Below are 25,053 nucleotides of genomic sequence, written 5' to 3'. Positions count from 1 at the left end.
GGATTACGCTCTTATAGTAACAGTATAAAATAAAAAATATGCTTGGGGACGGATAAAGGGAGTATTTTATTGCGTGATTTCCCAATGATAATCACCTTTCATTATAAAATTATCAACAATCATTTATCCACGCGGGAGAATTTCATTCTAAAATGAGAAAATTATTGACTGCGGAAGGTGTTTGGCAGTTGATTATACTTCTTTTTAAATGCCTTTATAAAGCTCGGTAAACTTTTGAATCCCACTTTTTTGGCAATGGCCGCCTCGGTTAGTTTGGTTTCTTCCAATAAACTTTTAGCCCTCTCCAGCTTTTTAATTCTCAAATACATGAACACTGGATGCCCATAAACATGCTTAAATCCTTTCTTCAATTTATCTTCATTAATTCCCACTTTTTGAGAAAGTATAGAAATTGAATAATCGTTAGTAATATTTTTTGTAATAAGTTCCTCTACTTGTTGAATACAAGTGAGATCATGCGCACTGATTTTCATCAAAATAAGGTTTATACTAATATACTAATTTGTCCTGTTGTAGTATGATGCATCATAAAATTTAATAAAATGCGGGAATTTCATATCGTCCTTCCTCTGTCAGCGGTTTTATTAGTTGGATTGTTAGTTATTCTTATGAAGCACCTGGAAGCGGTACAACCTGTATGGGAACGTAACAGGAAAACGCAAGCCCTAACAAGTCCGTTTGCGACGACGAATGAATAACATTAATCAGCTACCTATGTATCTATTGGGAATAAGAGGGACTACTTTACAATCCTGCTGTGATCATTGACCAGATCCCCAGCACAGAGTAGTTTAATGATAGTCGCAAGGTTTTAATTGCCCTGCTTTTTTGATTATATACAGTACTAACGGAGACTTTTAGGATTTCAGCTACTTCAGCGGGGCTCAACTCTTCGTAATATAACATCTTAAATACCCTACGACATTCATCTGGAAGTTCATTTATAGCAGCACGTACCTTTTCTATGAGTACATCTTTTATTTCATACTCCATTTGTAATACATAGTCGTCCTGCATATCTGCCACGAACCGTGCTTGCTTTTCTTTTTGAATATTGTGCGAACGTAAGAAATCAATGCTGTTGTTACGGGCAACCTTGAATAAAAAAGCTTTAATGCTGCCTGCCGTTTCAAACGAAGCACACCCCTCAAATATCTTCATAAAGCTATTTAAGCAAATTTCCTCGGCCTCTGTCTGATTCCCGGTAAGCTTGAAAGTAAAGTAATATAGTGAACGATAAAAAGCGTCAAATACTTGTCGGAAAGCGATGGGGTTGCCTTGCCGGAACTGCAATACTATATTCTCATCAAGATGGTAATTCATCCTCGTTATGATTTCGGCTATTGTAGAACGAAGCCTACAACCGATTTTTTTGTTAATAGATACAGGAAGAATTCACTTGTCTAAATTAATAAAATTGTAAGATTAAGTACTGGTTTTTAGCTCAAAATAAATTAAAAATTTACTTTGTTTTAAGGATATTAACTTGCTTGTCTGGTGGCCTAACTGTATTGCAAATGCGCCTGTAGGAATTAAAAAAATAGCTTGCTTATATGAAGTATATGTACGTGTTTTGAGTGTGTAACCAGTAATTGAAAGCATATGCAATAAATGACGGTCGTCTATATCATTACTGGCACAGCATATTTGTAAACTTAAAAAATGTTCCGTTATGAAAAGAATCCCATTTAGTTATTCAACATTCGCCGAGGTACAGGACAAGGCAAAAACAAGAGCCGCACAGGAAGGCCATACTGTATCTACGGTTATTCACCGATTCTTGATAACTTATACAAAAGACGAAGTATCTCCATCAAATCAGGCGCCGCCAGTGGACGCTGGAACTCCCCTGCCGATAGCAAACGAGCCCGCAGCGGAGACTGAAACACATACGGATGAGTTATCCGCACCCATATTTTTCGTACCAGGTACAGATCCAATTTCTGCTGAAGCAGACGATACTCCACCTGCAGAACCAAAGCAGCAGCAAACGGTTGCTGTAACAGATACGAAACCAGCTCGCGTGACACAGCAACCAAAAGCTGCGCGCCAGAAAGGAAAGACTACCGTTAAAAAAGGGAAGCAGTCCCTTGCCTCAAAAAAGAAAAGATAGCTTCTACTAACACCAGGTAGTTATGTAATGCCGGCATTTACATTTTCTTTATCCAATTCCTACTTAGGCTGCCTCAAAGGAATTTTTAATTTGACAAGAACCCCATTGCCCAGCCCTTTCATTTGTTTGTCGACAACTTCCATGTCAGCTTTCTTACCAGTTTGTTTTCCTAAAATATCCAGCCTTTCTTGGGTTATAGCCGTCGAAAGCGACCGTTTATGTTGACTCTGAGATCCATTATCGAATCCGCGTCCATTGTCTTCTATTTGACAAATCAGCATATCATTATCTCTATTGACTGTAACTGATACATGCCCTGAATGTTCAAGGTCGTGAATACCATGTAGTATCGCATTCTCAACAAAAGGTTGAATTAACATTGGGGGAATCAACACCGCATCCTGCTCATACTCTGTATATACCTCCACGCTATAGGTGAATTTATCGGGGTACTGCATGGCCTGCAGCGCTAGATAACTTTCCAGTGCTTTAATTTCCGCTTCCAACGGCACTAAGCTCTGCCGCGCGTTTTCAAGGCTGAGCCGAAGCAGGCGCCCAAAGCGTGACAAAAACTCCTTTGCCCTGGTGATATCCCCGGATCGAACGATAGCCTGGGCAACAGCTATAGTATTGAAGATATAATGGGGCTCCATTTGCGAACGCAGGACCTGCTGCTGCATGGTCGCTTCCTTTAACTTCAGTTGTAACTGCCGACGTTTGATCTGCATGTAGCCAATAAATCCCCCGAGAATCACACAACAGGCTAACACATAAATAATTATGCGTTGTTGGTAACTTGTCTTCTTTGTCATTGAATTTATTAACGCCAGAGAGGTTATTTGGTCATTTTTTGCTTTGACCTGGTAACGGGTTTCAATATCCTTCGATGCATGAAATATTGACGAATCCAACTCCACCCGATACAGATTGTATGCACTGTCAAGCGCTTGCCAGGATGCTTCCTTTTTACCTATATCTTTTAAAATAGTTGCTTTCGTATACATAGCCCTACGCTGAAATGACCAATTCTCTTCCTCGGCTGCCAGTAAAAGCGCTGTATCCAAATAATTAATGGACGCCTCATGCTGCTTTAGAAAGCCATAGGTTGTCCCTACATTAAAGTAGCTGATGGAATTATCGGTATGTGCCTTCTTGGCGGCTGCTAACCCTTTCAACTGGTATTCCAACGCCAGGTCATACTGCCCATTTGCATTATACATTGCACCCAAATTCTCTTGTACAGTTGCAATAAAGTGAGGGCTAAAAAAGCGTGGATCCTTTTCTAGTTGCTTCAGAATAATTATTGCTGAATCAATTTTGTTTATCTTCTCATAGTACCTTGCCAGCTCGTGCGTAAGAACAGCACGATGGGCGGGCTTAACACTTACACGCAGGCCATCTTCCAGGTACCTGCGAGCCGCAGGAAGATTTCCAGCATCCATGTGTAACTTTGAGAGCTTGATTGTTAGCAGCGGTAATGCTGTGCGATCTATTTTATGTGCCAGGTAATATGCCTCTTCTGCTATTTCAATAGCACTGTCGATTTCCAATTTATCTGCCAGCACAGAGCTCATACCTATTTTGGCCGCCAATAATTCCCGTTGCGTAGTGTCTTCTTTGGCTGCCTTGTCCATGGCTTGTTGTACCAGCAGTTGCGCACTATCTAAATCTCCTTCTGCTGCCTTAACAATGGCGACCATTCTGAGCCAAAGGCAGGTCGTCTGATAGTTGTTGAACCGGTCGACGACTGGTTTAAGGCTATCAAGTATGGGCAATGCACTGTCTGTCCTGTTGTAATTGAAAATTGGGTTGATAGTGCCACGCATATAAGATGCCAGCGAATCTGCAGTCATGTCGCTTTTAACGGATGATGGCATTTGTTGTCTGCATGCCAGCAGCATACAGATCAGCAGTAGGGTACGTAACATACAGCTAAAGTCGTGTAGTCAGAAACTTGGTAACAAACTCCTTCCGCCTGTCGGAAACAATAATCTTTGTCCCATCCTTTAACAGAATATAACCGTCTTCTCGATAATATCGGTCGATGTGCACCGTATTTACCAAAAAGGATTGATGCGTACGTAAAAATTGTGATTCGGGCAGGATTTCTTCATACTCTTTTATGTAATAGGAAGTAACGATCTTCCTGCCATCACTTAAATAAAAGGTAGTATATCCGGAATCACTTTGACAGTATTTAATAATACCTATCTCTACCACCTGCAGAAACTGTTGTGATCTTAAGGCAATTCTGCTTGGAATGGCCCCATTCCTGTATTGATTGACCAGTCGCAACTGGTCTTCCCTCGCTGGCGGCTCCTTTGACACTTTTTGTAATGCCGTTTGCAGTTCCTCTGCATCCAGGGGTTTTAGAAGATAATCCAACGCTCCCAGCTTGATTGCCTTTATGGCATGTTCCTGATGCGCTGTAAGAAAGATAACCTTATACCCATATTTTTCAGGTGGAACCATTACCAATAAGTCGAAGGCTGTCCCGTCCTCCAGATTTATATCCAGTAGTACAAGATTGGGCTTTGAAAGTTCGATTAGCTTTTGCGCGTCTTTAACAGTCCCACACGTACCGATGACGATGAACCCGGGTTGTGTTTGGACGAGGGTTTCAACATCTTTTTGTATGATAGTCTGGTCGTCGACAATAATAGTCTTTATTATCTCCGTGGGGTACATAGTAATTGGACTAGATATAAATAAGATACGAAAAAAAATACAGTATTTCGGTTGTTCTATAGAGTTATAATAAATCGAAAGATTACAAACGTGTTAAATGTAGCCTGAATTAGTAATATGACAACTTATTGCATAGTGGCATGCAATACTTGTACTGGTAGTCACGAAGTGTGTGCCTCCTGCCTATAAACATCAGCTTCCCTTTACAGAATTTTCCCTATAAAAGTCCTATCTGGGTAATGTGTTGCGGCCAAATAAACACTTTTGAGTCGTAAATCTCATTGTAGGATATGGCTAGTGAAGTAGGGAGAGTTACCAGAGACCAACTGGTTACATTGGGTGATCTCCAACAATTGAAGATGGAGTTGCTGGAAGAGGTGGCTGGCCTGTTGGCCGGTCACCTTGCCGGCAAAAGACAGCAACCCAAACGCTGGATGCGTAGCGAGGAAGTTAAAGCATTACTGGGAATTTCGACCGGCAAGCTCTTCCGTCTTCGCAAACTCGGTATTCTTCCATATGCTCAGATTGACCGGGTGTTCCTCTACGATGTCAGCGACGTGGACCAAATGCTCAGTGAAAGGAAGATTGGGACACGGATTTCGCTCCCCCAAGTAGATAAACGATTACGATCAAAAAAGGAAAAAAGATGAACTGTGAGCAAGCGAGAAAGATTGACATCGTGGATTTTTTAGGGCGGCTGGGCTTTTCCCCTGCTCGCCACCCCAAACCACAGATATACTGGTTTCACTCCCCTTTCCGGGATGAAAATACGCCTTCCTTTAAGGTAGACCGCTCTGCCAATGAATGGAGGGATTTCGGTATTGGCGAGGGAGGATCGATAATCGACTTAGGCATTAAATTATATGGCTGTACAGTTTCTGAATTTCTGGACCGCCTACAGTCCGGTGTATATGGTAACGACTTAGTCAGGCTTAAGGAGATTAAACCAAGATCCACTGAACCCGGAATTGAAATTATCAGTGTGAAGCCACTCAGTCACCCTGCTCTTTATAATTATCTACTGGAACGTGCGATTTCTCTTTCAATTGCCCGCCGTTATCTACAAGAGGTAGTGTTCCGTATTGACAAAAAAGAACAGTTCGCCCTTGGTTTCCCTAACAGATCCGGTGGGTATGAACTGCGCAACAGACTCTTTAAAGGTAGCTCGTCTCCAAAAGACATTTTTATAGAAAGGCATGGCTCCAATGAACTGGCTATGTTCGAAGGCTTTATGGATTTTCTATCCTTTATGACTGATCCCAGGCAATCACTCAAACAGCTACCCGACATCCTTGTCTTAAACTCCACAACAAATTTTGTCAAGGCGCTGGAGTTAATGGACGACTACCAAAGGTGTCGGTTGTTCCTGGACAACGATGATACCGGACGGGCCTACACTAAACTGTTTATTGAAGCATCCAGTAATCCGAAAAGTGTAGGCGACGGCGCCAGTTTGTATACTGGATTTAAGGACTACAATGCCTGGTGGATCCTGCAACAGCAACAAATTCGGATCAGGTATCCCACGCAGCTCCCAAAGTTATAAACCAGCCACTCCCTGAATAAAGGAACCCACGCCCACCTCACAGGGCGCCCCACCATCCTGTCGATTCGCTTTCGGCAGTATGAAACACGGATCACTTTTTTCAGGACTTGGCGGCTTTGACCTGGCCGCCACATGGATGGGCTGGGAAAATATCTTCCACTGCGAGATTGACCCCTTCTGTCAAAAAATTTTACAACACTATTGGCCAAATGCGAAAAGTTACCAAGACATCCGGGCCTTCCCGGCAGCTGAGCTTCGAGGACAAGTGGACATCATCACAGGGGGATTTCCCTGCCAGCCTTTCTCCCACGCCGGAAACAGGCAAGGGACGGCAGACGACCGCTATCTCTGGCCGCAAATGTTTCGAGTCATTACAACAGTTCAACCACGTTGGGTCGTGGCAGAGAATGTTCCAGGAATTATTGATATCCAACGGGGAATGGTATTCGAAAACGTGCAAACTGACCTGGAAACTGCAGGCTACCAGGTATGGACGGTTGTACTGCCGGCTTGTAGCGTCGGCGCCCCCCATCTCAGAAACCGGGTCTGGATTATTGCCTACGCCCAGAGCTACCATGATCCAGGAAACGCCCGAACAATGGCAGGCTCGGCGCAACCGGATCCACCAAAAGATGGGGCCGTCACTGGTAGTCAGGGTTCAACAACTACTGGCCCAGGGACTGCTTCCAACACCGACGGCCCGGGACTGGAAGGGACCACAGGCCCGGTCTTATCACGGCCAACTGGACAACCTGCCTGGTGTAATCAGATTCCAGCATGGAATGACTGGCCAGCTGTCCCCCCTGTTTGTTGGCCAGATGATGGGGTTTGCCCCCGACTGGACAATATCTCCTTTCCTCGCTGGAGAAAGGAAAGCATAAAGGCTTTCGGTAATGCCATTGTGCCGCAGGTTGCCTACCAGCTCTTTAAAATCATTGCAATCATGGAACAACAAACATTTGAGCCACATTTAAAAACCGATAAATGATGACCCATATTTTTTATAAACACGACTACAATTCATCCTCCCAGGTGCGCTCCCTTGTTCACAGGATGAAACATGGCGAGGAAGCCGCTATTTCTCATATTGCTGACGAGCTGTATCATATGGTAGGCGAGGGCACCACGCTTGTCCCCATACCCGGACGGGACGGGGTTGCCATTGCAACTCTGCGGCTTGCACAGTTTATCGCCTCAATGGTAACTGGTGTGAATGTCATGGATATTTTAAAAGGACGCCAACGCAGCTCATTTTATTTACACAAAAAGCAGGGGTTACCGCAGAACGAACATTTTTTCGGGTTTTATCTAACTGGTAAATTACCCCGCCACAGTAATCTGCTATTGCTGGATAATGTACTCGCAACTGGATTTACAGCATCCTCAGCGCTACAACTTCTACCTGATGCAAACGTTCTGGCATATGCAGTAGACTGCAACAAACTGCAACTATCCCGCTACCGGTATAAGTTTTCCGGCCTCACCACCATGCACCCACTTCCGGTAGGAACACCACGTATTCAGCCAATCTTCCTGCGACCTGGAAGGCACCGCTAACCCTTCAAACAACAAATTGAATGCGCGCGTCTATTGCTTTCTTTTCACGGCAAAAAAAAATTATTGTATGAAAGTAGAGCTGAAAAATATCCAAATTAATAAAGCAAAATCTGAAACATCGAACGCATACTCTGCAGAGCTCTTCGTGGACGATGTTCGCGCTGGAGTCGCAACAAATGATGGTCAAGGTGGAGTGACCTTTATCTCTCCATTTGATGAGGCCAGTATAAATATTATCAGGGCTGCACAAAAATACTGCGAAACACTGCCTCCGTTGGTTATCGGCGATGGAGACGATAAAGACTCACTTCCAATGACGCTAGAACTTTATCTGGACGAGTTGGTAGACAAATTTGCTTTTAACCAGCAGATGCAAAAAGACATGAAAAAAGGAATTATCATGGGAATAGAAGGTGAGCGTTATCAGCTTTGTGAATTGTCCCCTAGTCCTGAAGCGTTACTTAATAATCCAAAGGGAAGAGCTTTGCTTGCAAAATTTATGGTCGATTTCGTAAAACCTGCTTTAAAGGAAGGTCAACGCGTGCTCAACACAAATCTGCCGGAAGAATTCCTCGCCCTCGTCAATCCTCCGGCAGACATGACAAACCAACCTGCGTCAAAAGCTTCCTATGCCCGATCTCCACACAAGCGCAAACCACTGCCAGGTAAGAATGGCCTGGCTTAGATATCCAATGAAAGATTACTGCTCTCTTTAAAAAATAAAAGTTATGAGTATATACCATGAATTATATGAAGCACATAAAGTGCTGCTGAGTGACCGTGGCTTTGATGAGCAAACACTGAGCAGCCCAAACAGAGATGGCTTCCTGTTCGATACACTTCGCGTCCAACTCGATCAATGTATAAGGGAAATGACATTGGGAGAGACGAAAACCGGATTTAGCTTACTAACAGTAGGATTTTTCAATAATGATAAGGATATGGTGAACTATAGACTGGACTACAACTTTGATGCAGATACACTCTCATTGGATATAAGCAAGCTGGAGATCAGGTGGCAGGGCAAGTCGAAGGTGATCAAGCTTGGCGCCAACGAAGACCTGCCATATGCCTCGGTAGCATTTGAGGAATTCAAAAAGGAAGTTCTGGCAAAGCAGGCACAAGCTTCAGACCGACGAAGCAGAAAACGAATGGGGCCAACAGATAACAGATAGATTCGACAGTTACTGAACAGAAAAAATTATCAATACTATGGCAGTTATCAAAAAAAGAGTACTACAGCTCAGTACAGGAAAACAGGTCAAGTTATCCGGCATGACCCTCTGTATTACCAGTTTTCTGGAAGTTGGTGAAGGGTTTACCCGCAATATTCTGTATTCCGATGAAGATAGGCCCAAAGAAGCATCTCCATCACCCGTTGCCAACCCTTATGGGCTGACACAGGATGAAATCATGGAGATGGCAGATTATTGTATCGGATTATGGATGCAACTAAAGGACAGGATACGGCAGCATGGCATCAAAAGCCCGGAAATTTTCAGGAGAAACCCCTGATGAGCTCAACCTATGCAACTTTGAACGAACCTGAATATGATTTTGCATAAACAAGTTATAAAAAAGGTACTGGTCGACATCAGGGAGGGACTACTCCAAGGTGCAGATACGGCCATATGCCAGGAAGGATTAGTTAAACCGTCCGATATCCACTACCGTAAAACAGATGTAGCCTTACCACTGTTGATATTGCGGATGCCAGACAGAGAAATAAAACTACACAACTATGACATGCACGCTTTGCGTGACACATTACTGCAGATCAAAAAGGGTGCGCTACCTGCTTATCTTGAAGAAATAGGCCTGGTAGGTAATAATAAGCAATTAGTAAATGTGGGCGCTATTATCCTGCGCAAGATGGCCGATAGAGAGATGCAACAGCATGCCCGACTCACGGTAAAAAAATTACGTGGCTCAGTCCACAAAGGCAAAAGAAGATGGTAGCTCGCTCAAATCCTAAGCTCCTTTTCCCAGCGCTGGCGCCCAATACCCTTATATATAAACACGTACGCTACTTATAACAGAAATTGAATAGTGACGCCTTCGGGCCGGGACATGATCTATGCCGACAAAGATATTATACAGTAGCCCTTTCAAAATTTTGCTGAGGCAACAAACATTGCTCAGCGGAAGATCACAAAAGTGTTGTTGATATGGATAAGCTAAAGGACCTGATCGCATTACATATTGAGATGTTGAGTGCGAAAGGATACGATGACAAAACCTTGAATAACCCCAGTAATAGCAAATTGCTGGCGGATTTCATCTTTGCTGTTTGTGAAAGAGCCATGGTCACGACTGCAACATCCCCCTCTTCGCCATTAAGGTTTGAAGTGGAAACTTATGGCCAGCCTAAAGCGAATATGTCGCCGGCTTTTTTCAGGTTCTTTCATGAGTTTGATCCACTCAACATGAGCATCAGGATTTATCAAATGGAAATGAGGCTGAGCACTGTTGCAAAGACAATCGATATATACCGCCATGGTGACATTCCTCATTCCACTGAAGCCTATGCGGAGCTGCAACAACAAAAGCTAACCCCAGCTTCACAACGGCCAAAGCAAAGGCCAGGTGCCCCGACAAAGGGACAACGACGGGACCACACCCGTTGAACCTGGCTAAGTGATGGTATCAGATGCCTGATAGTTGTCCCAAACGTTTGATGGCCGACTGTTATAAAAAAACACTATTAAACCATGAGAATCGAGTTGAAAAAATTTCGTAGCAGTACACCGGAAACAAATTCATCTCCTGAATACACTGCTGCACTGTACATTAATGGAATCTCAGTAGCAACTGTCGCCAAAGACAACAGCGGCGACATTGAAATAAAGCCAGTCTGTCTGGAGTCAGGGCGGTTACTATCTGGAGCCAACCTTTACTGTAAGTCGCTTCCTCCGCGCTGGGTTATCGATGGGCCTCACGCAGCACTACTGCAAATGGACCTTACAGCTTATGTGCGTGAACTTGCTGATGGCATTTTGTTTCAGCGGCAGTTAGCCCATGACATGCACACCAATATTCTGATCGGTGACCCAGATAAACAACAGTACAGGAAATATCCCCTGCAGGATTATTCGATTTGGAAACTGCTCAAGTATCCAGAAAGGACAGAGACGTTAAAGCAAATCCTGCTTGAAGATGTGATGCCACAACTACAGCCAGGTGAGATCATACTGAATCCAAACATACCATATAACCTTCTTGCTTTGGTAAACAAAAGACAGGAAATCATTGCACAACACATACCTGCGGCTGCTACCAGGAACGGCCCACCTTTGCGTAAAGATCAGCTAAGCAGGAAAAAAAGGGGGCCATAATTTTTCCTGCACACAGGTCCGCAGACGGATAGTTCTACCATTATATTGATGACAGTAACTCCTAACCACTACATCCAAGGTAATGGATATCCCCTTGCGCAAATGCCATTTCTTTTTCAATGCATCTATTGACTTAAACTTTGGTAGATGGCACTTCCAATCCCAGTTCAACACCCAACTGCTGAATTATAGCCATAGCCGATGACGGCGAAAAACGCTGAAAACCGACGCTTGGCTCGGTTAGCAAGATGTATTAATGTCCACAGGAATCAACTGCCCGGATTTCAAGCACTTTAAAGTTACTCCAGCACCACACCACCCACCAGGAGATCAACTTTAAATGGAGACATTATGGCCAGAAAACCATCACCTAAACCTGAACAGTTATATGTGCGTTCCGTACGCACGCGAGTGACCGAGAAGGTTTACCAAAGATTACAATACATGGTCAGCGAAGGCGACTGCAATTCCGTGGGGGAAGCGGCGCGACGCATCCTCTCAGGGGATAAGATCGCCATATTCTACGTGGACAACAGCCTGAACGTGCCCATGCAGCGGCTGGTGGAGATCCGGCAGGAACTGCGGGATATCGGGGTTAATATCAACCAGGTGACCCGGTATTTTAATTCCAGCACCGGTTCTGATAAAAAGCTGTTCCATTCCCTGAACGTTTTGGAAAGATACCAACAGGTAAATGAAAGGGTAGATGAACTTCTAGAAATCGTAAAAGCGCTGTCAAAAAAATGGTTGCAAAAGTGACAAGTGGTAAGAGCATTCGTGGAGTATTGCAATACAATGAGCGAAAGCTAACCGCTGGTAAGGCCGTTATGCTGGATGCCGTCGGCTTTGGTGCTGATGGTGGAGAGTTGAGCATTTCGGAGAAACATGCGCGGTTTCAGTTACTGACCCGGCTCAATAAAAAGGTAAAGACCAATGCCGTTCATATCTCCTTAAACTTTGACCGTTCCGATCTGCTGCATCCCGAAAAGCTTCGACTTATTGCCAAACGATATATCGAGGAAATTGGATTCGGTGACCAGCCGTTCCTGGTTTACCAGCACCTGGACGCCGCCCATCCGCATATTCATATCGTGACCACTAACATGCAGGAGAGCGGTAAGGCCATCAGCCTCCATAACATCGGCAAGGAAAAGTCGGAGCCTGCTCGGAAGCTCATTGAGAAACTATTTGACCTGACCATCGCCGAAAGCAAGCGCAAACAGGAACCCTATGTACTGGAACCGTTGACGCCGGAGCGTGTGCGATACGGAGAAGTGGAAACCAAATCCGGTATTTCAAATGTCGTGCGGGCTGCTGCACGCCAGTACAAGTTTACCGATCTGGAGGGCTTTAACGCCGTACTTCGGCAATTTGGTGTAGAAGCCAACTGGGGACAACCGGGCAGCCGGTTATACGATAAAAAAGGAATCACCTACTCGATCCTTGATGAGGCGGGTCGCAGAACCGGTGTCCCCATCCGTGCTTCGGACATTTACACCCGACCAACTATGAGCAGCCTTCAGGGTCGCTTCGAGGTCAACCGTATCGCAAGAACTCCTTATCAGCAACGGATCACCAGAATAGTAGAAGCAACTTTTGCCAGGAAAAGCGGCCCCACCACACCGAAGGAATTTCAAGAGGCGTTACAACGGTATGGGATATATGCCGCCTTAAAGCTGGACAACCAGGGCGCCATCTGTGGCATCACTTACGTTGACAACCGTACTAAGGCCGTGTTCAGCGAAAGGGACCTGCCCACCTCTTGTGGCGCCGCAAGTGTTCAGGTCGGGCTCAATACCTTAGCAACCAGCGAGGCCGGATGGAATGAACGGTATGTGGAGCGGGCACTGGCCGCGACCCAAAATTCGGAGGACATCACCCGGCTGCTGGGTACATTACTGGCTGCAGGAACACTGGTCCGCGCAAAGGAAACGCCACGCGGCACCCAATACCTGATTGGGCATAAGGACATTGCCCCCCGTCACTATAAGGAAGCTCCCCGGCAATTGTCCAACTACCTGCGGCAGTGTGGCTACACTGAATCCTGCAGCCATTTTATCGCCAACCGTGTGCGCGAAAGGGACACCCGGCCTGTATCCTCACATAAGGATCATTCCGTTGAACAGGTATTTGGAGAGCTCGCGATCTTGGCCGACACGGTCATGCATGTTCTGCTTTCCATCATCATCGAGGCGCTTAAGGTACATGCTGTCAAAAGCAAGGTGCCTTTCCATTTCCACCAACCAACTAAAAAGCGACGACGGCGACTTTAAACCGTTCACCCACCCGACCCAGGATCATACATAGCACCCACAGCCCAGCATTACATCACTTTTAAAAAGTTGTTTATGCTGGCACATGATGATGAATCCTCCCTTAAAAAAATTATTGACCTTATCCGGCTGGGCAGCATTGTGCTGCTGCTGTTACATCTTTATTATTATTGCCACACTGCCTGGGCAGAGCTGGGGCTCTCGCATCCTGTCGTGCGCAAGGTTCTGGAAAACCTCACGCGGACCGGCCTGTTCTCCTCCTGGTACATCAGCAAGCTTTGGGCGCTGGGACTGTTAATGCTCTCTGTAATAGGAAGCAAGGGAAAGAAGAACGAGAAAATACGGGCGGGGGAGATTGTCGGTTACCTCACCTGCGGCCTTGCGCTTTACTGGATCAGCTTCCTGCTTTTTTACCTGCCCTCTACCGCCCAGGTAATCGCCTTTTCCTACGGGTTGATCACGGCGGCCGGGTACCTGTTCATCCTGGCGGGTGGCGCCCGTCTTTCCAGGTTGCTCAAGCTCAAGCTGACAAAGGACGTTTTCAATACCATGAACGAGACGTTCCCCCAAGAGGAACGGCTGCTGGAAAATGAGTATTCCTTTAACCTGCCGGCCCGGTATAACCTGAAGGGCAAGATCAGGAAGAGCTGGATCAATTGTGTGTCGCCCACACGCGGAATTCTCGTCGCTGGCAATCCCGGAAGCGGAAAATCGGCGTTTGTTATCCGGGAGATTATTGTACAGGCTATCAGGAAAGGTTACACGCTTTGTGTGTATGATTTCAAGTACGATGACCTTACCCGCATCGTATACAATACGCTTTTGCGTTACAAGGGTGCCTACCAAAAGGAGCCCGCCTTCTGCCTGATCAACTTCGACGATCTCAGCCGCACGCATCGGTGCAATCCACTGGATCCGCATACGATGACAGATATCACTGACGCTTCGGAGTCAGCGCGTACTATAATGCTTGGGATCAATAAGGCCTGGATCCGTAAACAAGGGGATTTTTGGGTGGAGTCACCAATTAACTTCATCACCGGGATACTGTGGTTCCTCAGAAAGTATAAGGATGGCCGTTATTGTACTCTTCCTCATGTCATAGAACTGATGCAGGCGCCGTATGATGACCTGTTCCCTGTGTTACGCACAGTTCCTGAGTGCGAGCCATTTTTGAATGCATTCGTAATGGCCTACGTAAACGGCGCCCTTGAACAGCTGGAAGGCCAGGTCGCCAGTGCCAAAATCGGTATGGCCAGACTGTCGAGTCCGCAACTTTATTACGTGCTCAGCGGCCAGGATTTTACGCTCGACATCAACAACCCGGAATCGCCAAAGTTGCTCTGCATTGGTAACAATCCGCAAAAGACGCAGATTTATGGTGCGGTACTATCGTTGTACGTCAACCGCCTTCTCAAACTGATCAACCAGAAGGGAAAGCTAAAGAGCTGTTTGGTCTTCGACGAATTTCCCACGATATACGTCGGTGGCGCTTCGGGCATCGATACACACATCGCAACTGCCAGATCGAATCGTTCTGCAACTGTTCTCGCCGTCCAGCATGCATCGCAGTTGATAAAGGACTATGGCAAAGAACAGGCGGAGGTTATACTCACTATTGTAGGCAACATCATCAGCGGGCAGGTGCCAGGAGACATGGCAAAGCAACTCTCCGAACGGTTTGGTAAAATCCTGCAAGAGAAAGACAGCGTCTCCATTAACCGTAACGACACATCGATCTCCAAAAGTACCCAGCTGGACTATGCGATACCACCTTCCACTATCTCTGCTTTAAGCTCCGGAGAGTTCGTGGGGATGGTGGCCGATACGCCGGACCAGCGGATCGATTTAAAGACCTTTCACTGTGAGATCATTACCGATTTCGAAGCCATCAACCGAGAAGAAGCAACTTTCAAGGACATACCTGTAATCAGGGCGGTGGATCCCACCGAGGTTCAACAGAATTATCAGCGGATCAAGGACGAAGTGCAACAACTCCTGGCGGAGGTAAAGGCACAGATCGAGCGGGACCCGGCGCTGGCCCATTTACTCATCCTTCGTGAACCAGGTGCCTAACGGCTTAGGAACGGCTCTTTTGGGTATTATGTGTGGCGCAGGACGAAGAATATGAGAAAAACGCAGTAAATTTCCTTACCAGCGGGACGGATATCCGAAAAAACATCGCAGAAATAGATCGGGAACACCCCTACCAGGAAAAGTTTAGTTTTTTTGTCCCAAGGATTGGAAATTCTTAACCCGACGAAAATCAATCTTCATTACGCCAGGATGAGTCCACGGTCCTATGGAGCCCGATTACCTAACCATTAAAACTTCATCCCATGACGTTCGAATTGAAAGAAATCAACGACTGGGTGCACAACACCCTGCTGCCTGAAAAATTATGCGATGCGAATTATTTACATGAGCAGTATGCCAACTGGATGGCTGGCGCCAAAGAGCAACGCGAGAAGATATGCGAGAAATTTCTGGCAGAAGCAGTGGCGGGAGCCGATCCGCAAGCATTACAACTTTACATCCAAAACCACCAGAAGGGAGCCATTATCCTGACTGAACTACTCTATGAATATGGAACTACCCCCATGCCTATTCCCGAGGAAGCAAAAAAACTCTACCAAGAGGTATCAGCACAGCTGGAAATCATACTGGTTGCCCTGCAACGCTTCTTCCCTTGTTATTTTGATGAACATGTGCCGGTTACTCGTGCCTATGGGGAGCAGAAAATGCGACTACTGATGGAAAAATACAAGCGCATCAGCCGAATCCTGAAAAATAAACAGACGGATAAGCAACTACTCAACATCATACTCGACGGCCTACGTGACTTTATTTATGGGAGGGAGCGCATGGTCACTTATTATAGGGTCGCTTACTACGAACAACTGCTGGACATGCTGTTGGAATTATCACCTGACGACGTGATAGCAGACGCAGACTGCCGTGTGCATGAGGTCCTTCATTCCATTAACTTTAATGATCCGGCATATGTCCGTTATTACGGACAACTGATCACCGGTATTGTAAATATTTTTGAACGGCTGCCGGATAAGCTGGAAAAACTTCATTGGTACCGCAAGTGCATCCGTCAGCAAAGCTGTCGCCCCGGCGCCGCCTTTTTAATAAACCACCGGTCATTAACTGAGCAAATGACATCCTGGCTCGATGAGGAAATCACCTATTTGCAGGCCATCCACCAGTTGTCGCAATCACCGGCACGGAATGGAAGTCAACCCAAATGGAGACAGAAAATCAGATTACAACTGAGTGTATCAGAGCTGGGTATTCTCATGCAGGTGCTGTACAGGCTTCCTGTCACCAAACGCATACAACTGACAGACCTGCTAAGGATGGTCGCAGAAACCTGTTCGACGATCGGGACAGAGGAAATATCTGTGAAGAGTTTACGAAACAAGTCTTACTCTATCAAAGATTTTCCCGTTGCCTCCGAGAATGTCCGAAGGCTTCTGCAACGTGGTGCGGATTTAATCACCGCAGAACTTTCAAGGTAGGCAAAATACCGCCCTACAACTTACTTACTGCAAATCAACATTTTAAGCGGGGTTACATAACCGGCTGCAACCCTTATTTTTTGGCTTCTGGAAATGTTTTTGTGGTAATATCATTGCAAGACTCAGGAGCTCCCATAGTCTGCGCCCGGCAGGCGGGACGCTCCATTGACTAAGTATAACCCGAACTGTTATGAAACGATTCTGTGAACAGTTATATGAAAAATTACAGGACGGTCTGGCTGAAATCCGGCTTGAGAAAAGTGATAAAGTCCTAATACATGCCCGTTCAGCTACCAGGCTTATAGGACAAATTCTAGCCGAATTAAAGGCATATATTATCAGTTATCAGTTTGCTGATGAGGAAGAAGAAATTGAGTTTTTTAAAAATATATTTCCTGAATTCAACAGCTTACTGATTTTTAATACGCTGGTTGTTGATATTGAAACCCGGGTACCGGAAGCCGAGCGTCTGTTTCAGCGCCAGTTTTACCTTGATGAGCTCCAGACGGTACTGTATTACTTTAAACGTAACAGTGAGGCATATGCCTATTACCGGTCCCTGGCAACCCATTCTGACCGCCAGTATTTTTTAAGGACTACAGCCTCTGAGCAACTTTTACTGGATGAGCATGCTCCTTATTACGACGAGCGATTTTATACCGCCATGACCTATCGGTTTGCCACTATTAAAGCGCATGGGTTGCTGCGGACATATATCGAGGGTCGCATTGATACCATTGAGGGCAAAACAATTCCATTACCACATCCGCTCCATTTTAAGCTGCGCAAAGTATATCTGGCTGAACTAATCTTTGCCCTTGAAGCGGTGAAAGCTTTTGGTAACCCATCTACGCGTATTGTTGTTGAAACGATCTGCCAGGACTGGAACTGCCCAATCGCAAATATTTATAAGACCTACGAAGAAATATGCTTGCGCAAAAAGGAGAAGTTTCCCTTCCTGCAGATGCTGCTGGTCAATGCGGATCGGCGGGCTGATCACTTTTTTGACAACAAATAAGACGGATACATATACCCAAGTGTAAAACAGCGATTCTATGACAAAGAAATGATAAAGAACTCTTGATAGTTAACCATCAGCGGCGGACCTTCGGCGTAGGTACATAAAAACTACGTTACTACGAGGATGCGGGTATTTGTGATGGGAGACATACACGGTGGGTACAAAGCATTAGTGCAATGCCTGGAGCGGTCTTGCTTTGACTATGAAAAAGACATGCTGATTCAATTGGGAGATGTCACCGATGGGTATCCTCAGGTGTATGAATGCGTGGAATGTTTACTTAAAATCCCTCGCCTGATCGCATTAAAAGGCAACCACGATGACTGGTTAGACGATTTTATCAGAAAGGATCTCCATCCTGCTTCCTGGAACTTTGGCGGGAAAGGAACGCTGGTATCCTATCTTGAACATGCCGGCAAGAAGGGACTTTTCCGAGCAACAGGAGCAGGATATAAGACATCACTTCAAGCAGCGGATATTCCCTTAACCCATAGAGCCTTTTTTGCAAGTCAGCACCTTTACTATATAGACGAGCAACACCGCTGCTTTGTGCATGCTGGGTTTAACAGGTATCTTTCCCTGGACAAACAGCGGCCGGCTGACTTTTATTGGGACCGGGATATGTGGTCGGAAGCCCTGCACTGCCATACCTACCAGAGAAACAGAATTACTACACGCGATTTTTTTAATGGAACGAACTTCAAAGAGGTTTTTATAGGCCATACTCCTACAACGAAACTAGGGACAGATAAACCATTAAGAGCGTTGAACATCCTGAACCTTGACACCGGAGCAGGCCATAGGGGAAAGTTAACGATTATGAATGTCGACAGTAAACAATACTGGCAATCAGATCCATTGCCTGAATTGTATCCCCAAAACTATAGATATATTTAGTAGTTACTCAGTCTGAATTATTACCTCAATTCCTATCGTCAAGTACTTGTTTTATAGCCTGACAAATTTCATAATCCTCATCAGCCTTAAACTGTTCCAAAAGAACAGCCAAATCCTCTTTGGACAAATCCCCCAATTCATCCATCTTTTCCTCAAGCGACATTGTTGGAGCGAGAAGCATCTTGTAAAATTTTTTCCGTTCTTCAAGATCTTCTTTCATACCATTAGTATTAGTGGGTGTTTTTTGATTCTTTGCCATATCTCAAAGATACAAAACTTATACTTTGCTGACCAGGCGTCAAAACAAAGCTCTCCAACCTATTTAATAAAAAATCATAGAACCCTGGGCCGGTGCAATTTATTTTCTAATGCTTTGGATAGAAAGGGCTGTTTAGTTGTCTATTATAAGTGAAAGTTGCTTTCTGAATCTGATAACATTGAATTTTCCTTTTTGATAAAAGCCACTGGTTTGCCTGTCCTGGCGGAATCACTGGTTTTTATTTACAATATCTGCTTGAAATAAGCCATCATTTTTTCGTATTTTCCTTCCTTGAAATCTTAGAAAACCAGCCATCGTATCCGCCCCCCCAAAAAGAAAAAATGCAAACAGGAAACTATGGCAAAATATTTTTTAGTTAAAAAATTCAACCAGATATTTATGAGTGTAGATTCATACAAGACCGAAGTACTTGAACAGGCAAAAGCAGAAATTCCACAAGATTTACAAAAATATCTACCCGATGAAGCAGAACTTACGTCATTGATTATTGAATGGTACGGAGATAATATTGAAGTCGAGGAAGCTGTCAGCATGCTTGAAAGAGGATGCATGGTTAAATGTAATGAGGAGCTAAATAAATGAAAAAGGAATATGCTGACCAATTTTTACGGTTCAGAGAACAGAGGATTATGCAGTACTAACAAAATGTATGCTCTTGGAGGAATAATCTGATATCCGGGTTTACTTATTAGCCTCATTAACTTCTTATTAACCATTTTCTTCACGGGAATAATTAACTTAGGTACGATATGAGATTCATCCTATATCCTTAAATAATTGTTGTAATGGACTTTTAAACCCCTTTTACCCCTTTCTGTTCGAAACAATTACTGCTTAACCTTATCATTCGTACCAATGAAGCATCTCTACGTACTATGGCTTTTCATTGCCACAACCCCACACCTGTATGCTCAGCCTCCCGCTGACAATAATTTACCTCCGGATTACCTTTCTGTCACCCAGTCGAAGCTACAGGATTACCAATCCAAAGTGGATCGTCAACTCTTAAAAGCTATCAACCGCGCGGAGCAGCTGGAACGCCGTGCTATTAAAAGGCTTAAAAAGATCGATCCTGTCAAAGCAAAGTCACTTACACAAAACTGTGAGGCCAAGTTCAGTCAGTGGCGTTCGCAATTGGCCGCTAAGGTCCCTACAGCAGGTATGCCCGGTCAATTTTATAACCAGTACCTGGATACATTACAGGGTGTATTCCGGTATCTTGAAAAGAACTCTAATCTTACAGAGCTGGCGCAAAAGGCGCTTGGCCAATTAAATGGTTTGCAGAACGCTTTGGGCACATCAGATCGCATCTTTGATGAACTGCGGGACCGGCAGCGAAGCTTATTGTCAGACCTCAGTACCTATACGAACCTGGCTGGCCACCTCGGTAAGTATAAAAAGGAAATGTACTATTACAGCCAGCAGACAAAGGAGATAAAAGAAAGCCTTAGCGATCCTGTTAAAGCGGAGCGTAAAGCCATGACCATACTTCGTCAGTCCAAGGGGTTTAACCGGTTTATGGAGAAGCATTCGCTGCTGAGCGGTTTATTCGGGGTAAATATGGCCGAAAGTCCTGCCCAGGCGTTAGAAGGCTTACAAACCCGTAGCCAGATCGATCAGGCATTACTGGCGCGAATCGGTACAGATCCTTCGGCCAGACAGGCTGCCAATGCACAGCTTAACCAGGCGCGCGATCAGTTTTCGAGACTAAAAGCAAAATTTCCCAACCTCGACAGGGCGGCTGAGATGCCCGATTTTAAACCTAATAATATGCGGACGAAGCCCTTTTTACAGCGCCTGAAGCTGGGGGGCAATCTTGAGTTTAAACGTGCCAATAACTGGTATCCTGGCCTTACCGACGTTGGTTTGCAGATAGGGTATCAGCTTCATGAAAAAAAGACCGTGGGCATTGGCCTGTCTTACAAGGCTTCCTTTGGTTCACTAGATCATTTGCGCTACTCTCATGAAGGAATTGGTCTTCGTAGCTTTCTCGAATGGAAAGTAAAAGATACCTATTATTTCAATGGTGGTGTTGAAATGAACCATTATCAATCCTTCTCTAATGTCAGGGAGTTAAAGAACTGGAACGGCTGGCAGCGGTCAGCCCTGATGGGCTTCTCACGTAAATATAAAATAAATGCGAAGCTAAATGGCAGTCTTCAGGTACTCTACGATTTCCTGGCTCGCCGGCAGGCGCCATTCAATAGCCCCTTTTTAATTCGGTTTAACTACTCCAAGAATTAAGTCAATACAATCATTTTCAATCTTCATCCTTTTTTCTATGAAAAAAATAGTATCGGCATTTATCGTCGTTATGACAACGATGCAAGTCGGTTATACACAAAGCTCCTCAAAGAACACATTACCTCAGATTATGCCCAAATCTCCGGATGTGGCCGCCCTGGATAAATATGGTGACCTTCCCGTGTCAGAATGTGCCGGAACGGCCAGTTTCGAGATACCATTGGCGAAGATCTCCATTGGGGAGTTTAGTTTGCCTATCCAGCTATCATATTATAAAAATGGTTTAAAAGTCGAAGATATCCCCTCCAGTGTCGGTGACGGGTGGACGCTTCAATTTGGAGGGATCGTTTCCTTTCAGCAATGCGGGGTCAATGATCTCAAAACGGGCGGTCTGCTGTATGGTGGCGTTGGATCCAGTGCCATGACTGACCTGAAGACCTACCAACGAGGACATATGACTGCCTTTAACAAGATGAATTACCTGGAGAATATTATTGCAGGTAATGAGGACAGCGAGTTTGACATGTATAACTATAATTTCCTGGGCAAATCCGGACAGTTCTTCTATGACACCCTGGGAAAGATCCAGACGATGCCCAAGAACGATATGCAGGTCAAATGGGTGGGCGATACTGTTGTGATGATAGACAATGATAATAACACCTATTATTTCGGAGGCATTGAAAGAGGACAGCGTTATAATACAGTTGATCTTGACTATCGTCTGAACTTCAATGATATTACAGGTTATCAGCTCACACGCATTGTGACAAGTGAAAACCGCAACATCTACTTCAAATACAAAGTGTTTAATTATGCCTATGATATCCCCAAATCAAGCCTTAGCCATTGGGAGGGGATTGGTTCTCCACCTTCCGGCTGTCCAACGTCTGGCCCTACTGGATATACCGAGCGAGTTGAGGTAGGATGCCTTTTGCCTGACTCCATACTGTTCGATAACGGATATGTAAAATTTAAGATCAGTACCGATTTTCGCCAGGACATTCAGGCCGTCGCACCTACTTACAATGTCAGTTATGTCAAAGGTTTAACTATCTACAATAGTAGTGGTCAGAAAGTAAAGGATTATAATTTTGTGCAGGGATATTTCGGCAGCAGTGATGGAAAACGATTGAAATTGTCCAGTGTAGAAGAGCTGAATGGTGCTCTGGTGGACAAGCGATGGAAATTTCAGTATCACAATGAGGGCGCCAGCTTCCCTTCTTTTATCTCATTTTCCAAAGATCACTGGGGATACTTTAATGGCAAAACAAATTTCTCATCCATACCAATTGCGCGGTATTTCTCGATCTGGCCTTATTGGAGAGATTATAGCGTAAGTTTTGCGGATAGAGGCGCGACTACCGCCAGCATGAATGGTATGTTAAAACAGATCGATTACCCTACAGGTGGCAGCACCATTATCGAATATGAGCCCAACCAGATAAAGGTTACGCAGTATACCCAGATCACTGACCAGTCACCGTATTTGAACATCAGTGATGCAACGAGTTTTGTCACGCGTGTGAACGCAAATACACTAGCAACCCAGAATACTGTTTCCGGAAGCTTTACCATACCTGCCATCAATGGTGGTGGCCTCGTGACCGTTCAGATAACCGGTATAATGGAGCTTGACCCTACTCATTTCTGGGACCCGACCGTACAGTTTACAGGGCCTACTCCGACAACCGACCTGAGTCCATTATATGATGTGTTTAATCTACCTAATTCACCGGGCATGACGGGCGGACAATGGATCAAAGCATTGGCTCCCGGCACCTATACTTACACACTTACGCCTGGCCAGAGTGTAGACGGGCCACCCAGATTATATCATATCAGCAACTTCGTGGTGGAATCTGAACAGTGGAACACACCTCAACCATATCTTCTTGGCGGCGTCCGAGTGGCCAGGATTATTCAGAACGACAGTATGGGAACTCCTGCTAAATACAGAAGATATATGTATAAGGACAGTATCACACAGGTAAATTTCAAAAATATTCCATTCTACCACAGTAGCATGCTTAACTACACGGTGAGTGGCCTCGCCTGTTTGACCTGTAATTCCATGGCCACTATCCAAGACGAGAGTATCATTCCAGCAGCGGGTCCGCATATTGAATATCCTTATGTGACAATGATCGATTCCAGTTCCATAGGTATACTTGGCAAAACAGAAAGTGTATTTCTCACAAGCACCAACGAGGCAGGAAGTTCAGTAAGTCCGCATGTTCGCCCGATCAACAACAGCTGGGTGTCAGGCTCCTTATCCAATCAAAAGATATATAAATATAGTGGCGGGGTATATACGCTGATTAAAGAGATTCAAAATGTATATACTGAGTCTGCGCGTATCGGCCAGTCCAATGGTATAAGGGTGAATTATTCTGAATACTGCCCTATCTCAACTAATCGAGTGTACAATACGTCACTTGCAACCGTATTCACCAGGCGTTTTAACATGACTCAAAACAAGGAGATCAACTTATTGCCTACCCAGCAACTGGTCACTCAGACAGATTATACTGTAAATTCCACACGACACACCTTACCTGTCAATACGAGCCGACTGGATAGCAAGGGCGGGCAGGTGCAACAGAAGACCATTTATTCTTTTGACTACGATACCACCGCCACTGCCAATGCGGATGTGCTGGCGATGCGTAACCTGCAACGTAAGAATATGCTTGTGCCGGTGGAAGTCATCCAATATAAGACGATCAGCGGCACAAACTATGTGGTGGGCGGGGTTCTGACTACTTATCAGCAGACAAAACCTGTTCCCGATAAAGTCTACCAACTACGCCTGACAGCGCCTATCCCTTTAACCAGCTTTATCCAAAGTAATAGCGGGGGTACGTTTACAAAGGATGCCCATTATGAGTTAGTAAGTTCTTTTGACGCATATGATGAATTTAACCAGGTGACAACGCTGACCCCTATTAGCAGCGGACCACTCAGTTACCTGTATGACTATAAGAAAGCGCTGCCTGTCGCCGAGGTGAAAAATGCACCACTTAGCCAGGTGGCTTATACCTCATTCGAAGCCGAGCAAAAGGGCAACTGGACATTTTCCGGTCCGCCTGTGGCAGATCCTACCGCACCTACCGGTAACAGGTGCTACAATACATTAGGCGGAGTGCTGGGATTTTCGGGAATGACCAGCAGCAAGGCGTACATCGTATCATATTGGCTGAAATCTTCTACCGCCCTTACGATCACAGGAACCACCAGCGGCTATCCCCAGAAGGGCAAGACAACAGCGGATGGCTGGACGTTCTTTACCCACCGGGTGAGCGGTGTTACATCAGTATCTATTTCTGGTGGTATTATTGACGAAGTACGGCTCTACCCCGAAACGGCTATGATGAAGACTTACACGTATGATCCTTTTAAAGGGGTGACCAGCATCTGTGATCAGCGCAATAATATCACGTATTACAGTTATGATGATATCGGTCGCCTGTCAGTGATGCGTGACCAGGATCGACGGGTCATCAAAATAGCGGACTACCAATACTTAAAGCCGATCACCCAATAACCTA

Annotated in this window: 25 protein-coding genes; 20 read left to right on the top strand and 5 right to left on the bottom strand. The window is 45.2% G+C overall.

Annotated elements, in window-relative coordinates:
• Positions 1 to 161 precede the first annotated feature (161 nt).
• Both GO493_RS05700 and GO493_RS05695 read right to left on the bottom strand, forming a co-directional pair.
• A complete protein-coding gene (locus tag GO493_RS05700; protein ID WP_157305127.1) occupies positions 162 to 494 on the bottom strand; it encodes a helix-turn-helix domain-containing protein in 333 nt (110 codons plus the stop codon).
• Between the two features lie 271 nt (positions 495 to 765).
• Complete coding sequence (locus tag GO493_RS05695) at positions 766 to 1,344, bottom strand: RNA polymerase sigma factor (RefSeq protein ID WP_157305126.1); 579 nt, start codon at positions 1,342 to 1,344, stop codon at positions 766 to 768.
• Positions 1,345 to 1,693: 349 nt separating this feature from the next.
• On the opposite strand from GO493_RS05695, the gene GO493_RS05690 reads away from it, so the two are divergent.
• Positions 1,694 to 2,134, top strand: coding sequence for a hypothetical protein (locus GO493_RS05690; RefSeq protein WP_157305125.1), 441 nt, complete (start codon positions 1,694 to 1,696; stop codon positions 2,132 to 2,134).
• Positions 2,135 to 2,193: 59 nt separating this feature from the next.
• Here the strand turns inward: GO493_RS05690 and GO493_RS05685 are convergent, their stop codons facing one another.
• Together GO493_RS05685 and GO493_RS05680 are read right to left on the bottom strand one after the other, a co-directional pair.
• The gene (locus GO493_RS05685) at positions 2,194 to 4,062 is read right to left on the bottom strand and encodes a tetratricopeptide repeat-containing sensor histidine kinase (protein ID WP_157305124.1); all 1,869 of its coding nucleotides are present in this window, start codon (positions 4,060 to 4,062) and stop codon (positions 2,194 to 2,196) included.
• Positions 4,063 to 4,066: 4 nt separating this feature from the next.
• Positions 4,067 to 4,822, bottom strand: coding sequence for a LytR/AlgR family response regulator transcription factor (locus tag GO493_RS05680; RefSeq protein WP_157305123.1), 756 nt, complete (start codon positions 4,820 to 4,822; stop codon positions 4,067 to 4,069).
• Positions 4,823 to 5,112: 290 nt separating this feature from the next.
• Between GO493_RS05680 and GO493_RS05675 the strand changes: the two genes are divergently transcribed.
• From GO493_RS05675 to GO493_RS05600, 16 genes are all read left to right on the top strand, one after another.
• Positions 5,113 to 5,472, top strand: a complete 360-nt coding sequence (locus tag GO493_RS05675) for a helix-turn-helix transcriptional regulator (RefSeq protein ID WP_157305122.1) — start codon at positions 5,113 to 5,115, stop codon at positions 5,470 to 5,472.
• A complete protein-coding gene (locus GO493_RS05670) occupies positions 5,469 to 6,368 on the top strand; it encodes a toprim domain-containing protein (protein ID WP_157305121.1) in 900 nt (299 codons plus the stop codon). The genes GO493_RS05675 and GO493_RS05670 overlap by 4 nt, the downstream gene beginning before the upstream one ends.
• A 79-nt stretch (positions 6,369 to 6,447) precedes the next feature.
• Positions 6,448 to 7,356 (top strand): DNA cytosine methyltransferase, encoded by a 909-nt coding sequence (locus GO493_RS05665; protein ID WP_157305120.1) that lies wholly within the window; start codon positions 6,448 to 6,450, stop codon positions 7,354 to 7,356.
• Positions 7,353 to 7,925, top strand: coding sequence for a hypothetical protein (locus GO493_RS05660; RefSeq protein WP_157305119.1), 573 nt, complete (start codon positions 7,353 to 7,355; stop codon positions 7,923 to 7,925). The genes GO493_RS05665 and GO493_RS05660 overlap by 4 nt, the downstream gene beginning before the upstream one ends.
• A gap of 67 nt (positions 7,926 to 7,992) precedes the next feature.
• Positions 7,993 to 8,610 carry a hypothetical protein gene (locus GO493_RS05655; protein ID WP_157305118.1) on the top strand — a complete coding sequence of 206 codons (618 nt, stop codon included), beginning with the start codon at positions 7,993 to 7,995 and terminating at the stop codon, positions 8,608 to 8,610.
• Positions 8,611 to 8,653: 43 nt separating this feature from the next.
• On the top strand, positions 8,654 to 9,100 hold the full coding sequence (locus GO493_RS05650) for a hypothetical protein (RefSeq protein ID WP_157305117.1): 447 nt from the start codon (positions 8,654 to 8,656) through the stop codon (positions 9,098 to 9,100).
• Between the two features lie 37 nt (positions 9,101 to 9,137).
• A complete protein-coding gene (locus GO493_RS05645) occupies positions 9,138 to 9,440 on the top strand; it encodes a hypothetical protein (protein WP_157305116.1) in 303 nt (100 codons plus the stop codon).
• 42 nt (positions 9,441 to 9,482) lie between these two features.
• Positions 9,483 to 9,884 (top strand): hypothetical protein, encoded by a 402-nt coding sequence (locus tag GO493_RS05640; RefSeq protein WP_157305115.1) that lies wholly within the window; start codon positions 9,483 to 9,485, stop codon positions 9,882 to 9,884.
• Positions 9,885 to 10,093: 209 nt separating this feature from the next.
• A complete protein-coding gene (locus GO493_RS05635) occupies positions 10,094 to 10,552 on the top strand; it encodes a hypothetical protein (RefSeq protein ID WP_157305114.1) in 459 nt (152 codons plus the stop codon).
• Positions 10,553 to 10,636: 84 nt separating this feature from the next.
• Positions 10,637 to 11,260: a hypothetical protein gene (locus GO493_RS05630; protein WP_157305113.1), complete on the top strand. Its 624-nt coding sequence runs from the start codon at positions 10,637 to 10,639 to the stop codon at positions 11,258 to 11,260.
• A 351-nt stretch (positions 11,261 to 11,611) separates the two neighbouring features.
• A complete protein-coding gene (gene mobC / locus GO493_RS05625; RefSeq protein WP_157305112.1) occupies positions 11,612 to 12,019 on the top strand; it encodes a plasmid mobilization relaxosome protein MobC in 408 nt (135 codons plus the stop codon).
• Entirely contained in the window at positions 12,004 to 13,533 is a 1,530-nt protein-coding gene (locus GO493_RS05620) for a relaxase/mobilization nuclease domain-containing protein (protein ID WP_157305111.1), read from the top strand. Before mobC (GO493_RS05625) ends, GO493_RS05620 begins: the two co-directional genes overlap by 16 nt.
• A 75-nt stretch (positions 13,534 to 13,608) precedes the next feature.
• Positions 13,609 to 15,609 (top strand): conjugal transfer protein MobC, encoded by a 2,001-nt coding sequence (gene mobC, locus GO493_RS05615; protein ID WP_157305110.1) that lies wholly within the window; start codon positions 13,609 to 13,611, stop codon positions 15,607 to 15,609.
• 263 nt (positions 15,610 to 15,872) lie between these two features.
• Positions 15,873 to 17,060: a hypothetical protein gene (locus GO493_RS05610; protein WP_157305109.1), complete on the top strand. Its 1,188-nt coding sequence runs from the start codon at positions 15,873 to 15,875 to the stop codon at positions 17,058 to 17,060.
• 190 nt (positions 17,061 to 17,250) lie between these two features.
• Positions 17,251 to 18,078 (top strand): RteC domain-containing protein, encoded by an 828-nt coding sequence (locus GO493_RS05605; RefSeq protein WP_157305108.1) that lies wholly within the window; start codon positions 17,251 to 17,253, stop codon positions 18,076 to 18,078.
• Positions 18,079 to 18,204: 126 nt separating this feature from the next.
• Entirely contained in the window at positions 18,205 to 18,978 is a 774-nt protein-coding gene (locus tag GO493_RS05600; protein ID WP_157305107.1) for a metallophosphoesterase, read from the top strand.
• A 25-nt stretch (positions 18,979 to 19,003) separates the two neighbouring features.
• Here the strand turns inward: GO493_RS05600 and GO493_RS05595 are convergent, their stop codons facing one another.
• Positions 19,004 to 19,237, bottom strand: coding sequence for a hypothetical protein (locus tag GO493_RS05595; RefSeq protein WP_157305106.1), 234 nt, complete (start codon positions 19,235 to 19,237; stop codon positions 19,004 to 19,006).
• Between the two features lie 357 nt (positions 19,238 to 19,594).
• On the opposite strand from GO493_RS05595, the gene GO493_RS05590 reads away from it, so the two are divergent.
• The 3 genes from GO493_RS05590 (at position 19,595) to GO493_RS05580 (ending at position 25,049) form a co-directional block, all read left to right on the top strand.
• Positions 19,595 to 19,840, top strand: coding sequence for a hypothetical protein (locus GO493_RS05590; protein ID WP_157305105.1), 246 nt, complete (start codon positions 19,595 to 19,597; stop codon positions 19,838 to 19,840).
• 273 nt (positions 19,841 to 20,113) lie between these two features.
• A complete protein-coding gene (locus GO493_RS05585) occupies positions 20,114 to 21,502 on the top strand; it encodes a hypothetical protein (protein ID WP_157305104.1) in 1,389 nt (462 codons plus the stop codon).
• A gap of 70 nt (positions 21,503 to 21,572) precedes the next feature.
• On the top strand, positions 21,573 to 25,049 hold the full coding sequence (locus GO493_RS05580) for an RHS repeat domain-containing protein (RefSeq protein ID WP_157305103.1): 3,477 nt from the start codon (positions 21,573 to 21,575) through the stop codon (positions 25,047 to 25,049).
• Positions 25,050 to 25,053: the final 4 nt, after the last annotated feature.

The sequence above is a fragment of the Chitinophaga tropicalis genome (assembly GCF_009758205.1).
GTDB lineage: Bacteria > Bacteroidota > Bacteroidia > Chitinophagales > Chitinophagaceae > Chitinophaga > Chitinophaga tropicalis.
Note: the sequence above shows the minus strand (reverse complement) of the source record. Positions and strands in the feature narration are given on the sequence as shown.